The 2,970-nt window shown below is 71.7% G+C and carries 3 protein-coding genes and 1 pseudogene; 2 read left to right on the top strand and 2 right to left on the bottom strand.

The genetic code is table 11. The annotated features are described in order from the left end of the window. Both ACNFOC_RS52740 and ACNFOC_RS52735 read right to left on the bottom strand, forming a co-directional pair. Window positions 1-260: pseudogene (locus ACNFOC_RS52740) on the bottom strand (hypothetical protein); the annotation flags it as partial. Continuing rightward, on the bottom strand, window positions 257-742 hold the full coding sequence (locus tag ACNFOC_RS52735) for an FAS1-like dehydratase domain-containing protein (RefSeq protein ID WP_416966080.1): 486 nt from the start codon (window positions 740-742) through the stop codon (window positions 257-259). The pseudogene ACNFOC_RS52740 and the gene ACNFOC_RS52735, both read right to left, overlap by 4 nt. Before the next feature lie 121 nt (window positions 743-863). On the opposite strand from ACNFOC_RS52735, the gene ACNFOC_RS52730 reads away from it, so the two are divergent. Next, window positions 864-1,742 carry an alpha/beta fold hydrolase gene (locus ACNFOC_RS52730; protein WP_416966079.1) on the top strand — a complete coding sequence of 293 codons (879 nt, stop codon included), beginning with the start codon at window positions 864-866 and terminating at the stop codon, window positions 1,740-1,742. A gap of 17 nt (window positions 1,743-1,759) precedes the next feature. Continuing rightward, window positions 1,760-2,970: CoA transferase (locus tag ACNFOC_RS52725; protein WP_416966078.1), on the top strand; the 1,211-nt coding region annotated here is incomplete at its 3' end.

The raw sequence follows: 2,970 nt of genomic DNA, 5'->3' as shown, positions 1-2,970 counted from the left end.
CGACTTCGGCGGCGGCCTGCTGACCAGGCGGACGCACCCGCGAACTCCGCAGCCGCACGATGGAACAGACAGCCGTGCAGCTGAGCCATGACGACCGGCCCGGCCAGCCCCTCCGACCGGGCGAACTCGCTGTCGTAGTGGATGAGATGGGCGTTGCGGGTGACGGCACCGAACCGCAGCAAGGTGATCGCGTCGGGGGTCAGCTCGACGGGCAACACGGCCTGGCCCACAGCGACTTGACGTTCCCGGCGGCCCGTCATCGGACGATGAACCTCTCCGTGACCTCGACCAACGGCCCTCGTGCGGCGCCGTACACCTTCTCCATCGTGAGGAGGAGGAAGCCCTCGCCGACTCCCTTGCGTTCCACGGCGGTCAGCGCGCGCCGCAACTCGATCAGGTCACCCGCCCGTACCTCCCCGACCCACCGCACGTCCTGGCCGCCCGCCATCAGCCGGACGTCGAGGCCGTCCGTTCCGGGCACCTCGTCGCGGTACATGCCGTCCGGCCGGAACTCCGCCGCGTCGGCCCCGGGCGCTCCGCGCAGCAGACTCACCACGTACATGGGGTGGACGGTGAAGTCGGCGCGAGCGGCATCGACGAGGTGCGGTGCGCGCTCCCCGGCCGCCCGCGCGAACTCCGCCGCGTCCTCCGCCCGTACGACACCCAGCGACCGCCGCTCCCAAGTCCCCATCAAGGCTCGGGCCCGCTCCTCGACCTGCTCCAACACGGTGCTCGTGACCATGAGTTGCCTCTCCTCCGGTGTGCGGACGGTAAGGAGGGTCCGCCCCCGACCGCCACGGAACCGGCCCGCTCAGCGGACCGTTCCGCTTGGGCGGAGATCGCCGCCGTCCCACCATCGGGACATGGACCTCATGGACATCCAGGCGCCCCCGGAGGGCACCTACGCGGAAGCGGACGGCGTCAAGTACCACTACGTCGAACTGGGGGAGGGCGGTCCCACGGTCAGCCCCACGGTCTTCCTGCACGGCGGCGGCCCCGGGTGCACCGGCTGGTCGGACTTCGGGCAGGTGGCACGGCTGTTCGCGGCGGACCGCCGCTGCCTGCTCGTCGACATCCTTCAGTACGGCAAGTCCGCCAAGCCCGTCATCGAGGGCCCCATGTGGGACTACCACGCGGCCAAGACCGTGGCCCTGCTCGACGAACTCGGCATCGACCGCGCCGACTTCGTCTGCAACTCCTGGGGCGGCACCATCGCCCTCAACCTCGCCGCCAAGTACCCCGAGCGCGTACGGTCGTTGGTCATCACCGGCAGCATGCCCGTCTTCTACGGCCCGCTCGCGCCCCTGCCGGAAGGCGGTCGCCGGGGCCGCAACGCCCGCGACGTCTACTACGGCGGCACCGGCCCCTCGTGGCAGAAGATGCGCGAACTCATCGCCCGCCTGGAGTGGTTCGACCCGGACGCCATCCCCGACGGCACTGTGACCCTGCGCTACGAGCAGAGCCTCGACCCCGAGGAGACCGCGCTCGCCGGCGCCTCCGACAACCCGCGCGGCGACTGGCAGGACCTCACCGCCGAGCTGGGACGGATCGCCGCGCCGACGCTCTTCCTGTGGGGCATGCAGGACGCGTTCCTGACCCCGGACTACCCGCTGATGCTGGCCCGCATGATCCCCAAGGGCAACCTGCACGTGATGAGCGAGGCGTCCCACCATCCGCAGGAGGAACGGCCGTACGACTACCACAGCGTCGTCTCCGGCTTCCTGAACCAGCGGCACAACTGACTCTCCGGGGAGGAGACATGAGCGAGTCCGCAGTGAGGGTTGTCGAACTGCCCAGTCCCTTCACCCGGTTCGCCGGCCGCCTGCTGGTCGGGCTCGGCCACGAGGTCGTGCTCGTCGAACCGCCGGAAGGCGATGCGACCCGACGCGAACTCGACGGCGACGCGTTCGTCCACTGGCACGCGGGGAAGCGGTCGATCGTCCCCGCCTCGCCCGAAGAGCTGCGCGCGCTGCTGACCACCGCCGATGTGCTGCTCGACGGGAGCCCCAGCGGCGCCGAGGCGCTCGTGCACGGGCTCGACGACCTCGTACACGTCCGCGTCACCCCCTTCGGCCTGCTCGGCCCGCGCACCGACTGGCAGGGCACCGACCTCGTCGTGGCCGCGCTGGGCGGGATGCTCGCCCAGGTCGGCGACCCCGACGGCCCGCCGCTACGGCTCCCGGAGCAGCAGGCCGAACAACTCGCGGGCGTCAACGCGGCCATCGCCGCCCTGCTCGGCCTCCGCGCCCGGCGCACCGGCCCGGGACAACTCGTGGACGTCTCCGCCCAGGCGTGCGTGGCGGCCGCGCTGGAGGCCGGAACCCTCGCCTATCTGCACGAGGACCGGGTTCCGCCGCGCCCCGGCAGCGTCCATCCCCTGGTCCCGCACGGGCTGTTCAGGTCCGCCGACGGTTACCTGGGCGGTGGGCTCGGCGGCAGCCCGCGCATGTGGGACGCGCTGCTCGACTGGCTGCGCGAGGAGAACGCGGCGGCCGACCTCACGGAACCGCGCTGGCAGGACCCGGTCGAACGCAAGAAACACCAGGAGCATGTGTTCAAGGTCGTCCAGGACTTCGTGGGCAGGTGGCCGAAGGCCGAGTTCGCGGAACGGGCCCAGGCGAGGAAACTGCCCTGGGCCGCCGTCGACCTGCCCCACGAACTCCCCGCCAACCCACAGCTCACGGCCCGGGACTTCTTCACCCGGGTACGCACACCGGAGGGCGAGCGGACCGACCTGGGCTTCCCCTTCGCGTTCCCGGAAGGCCACCGGGTACGGGAGTTGGACGTCCCCGCTCTGGACGCGGACCGGGACGTGCTCGGCGAACACCGTCCGCGGCCCGCCCTCCGGGACACGCAGGCCCCCGCACACCCCGCCCTGCACGGCGTCCGCGTCCTCGACCTGACCTGGGTCCTCGCCGGCCCGTACTGCACCAAGGTCCTGGCCGACCACGGCGCCGAAGTGATCAAGGT

This window comes from Streptomyces colwelliae (assembly GCF_048158785.1).
In the GTDB taxonomy this organism is placed as follows: domain Bacteria; phylum Actinomycetota; class Actinomycetes; order Streptomycetales; family Streptomycetaceae; genus Streptomyces.
The sequence above is the reverse complement of the archived record's forward strand: the minus strand, read 5'-3'. Positions and strand labels throughout refer to the sequence as shown.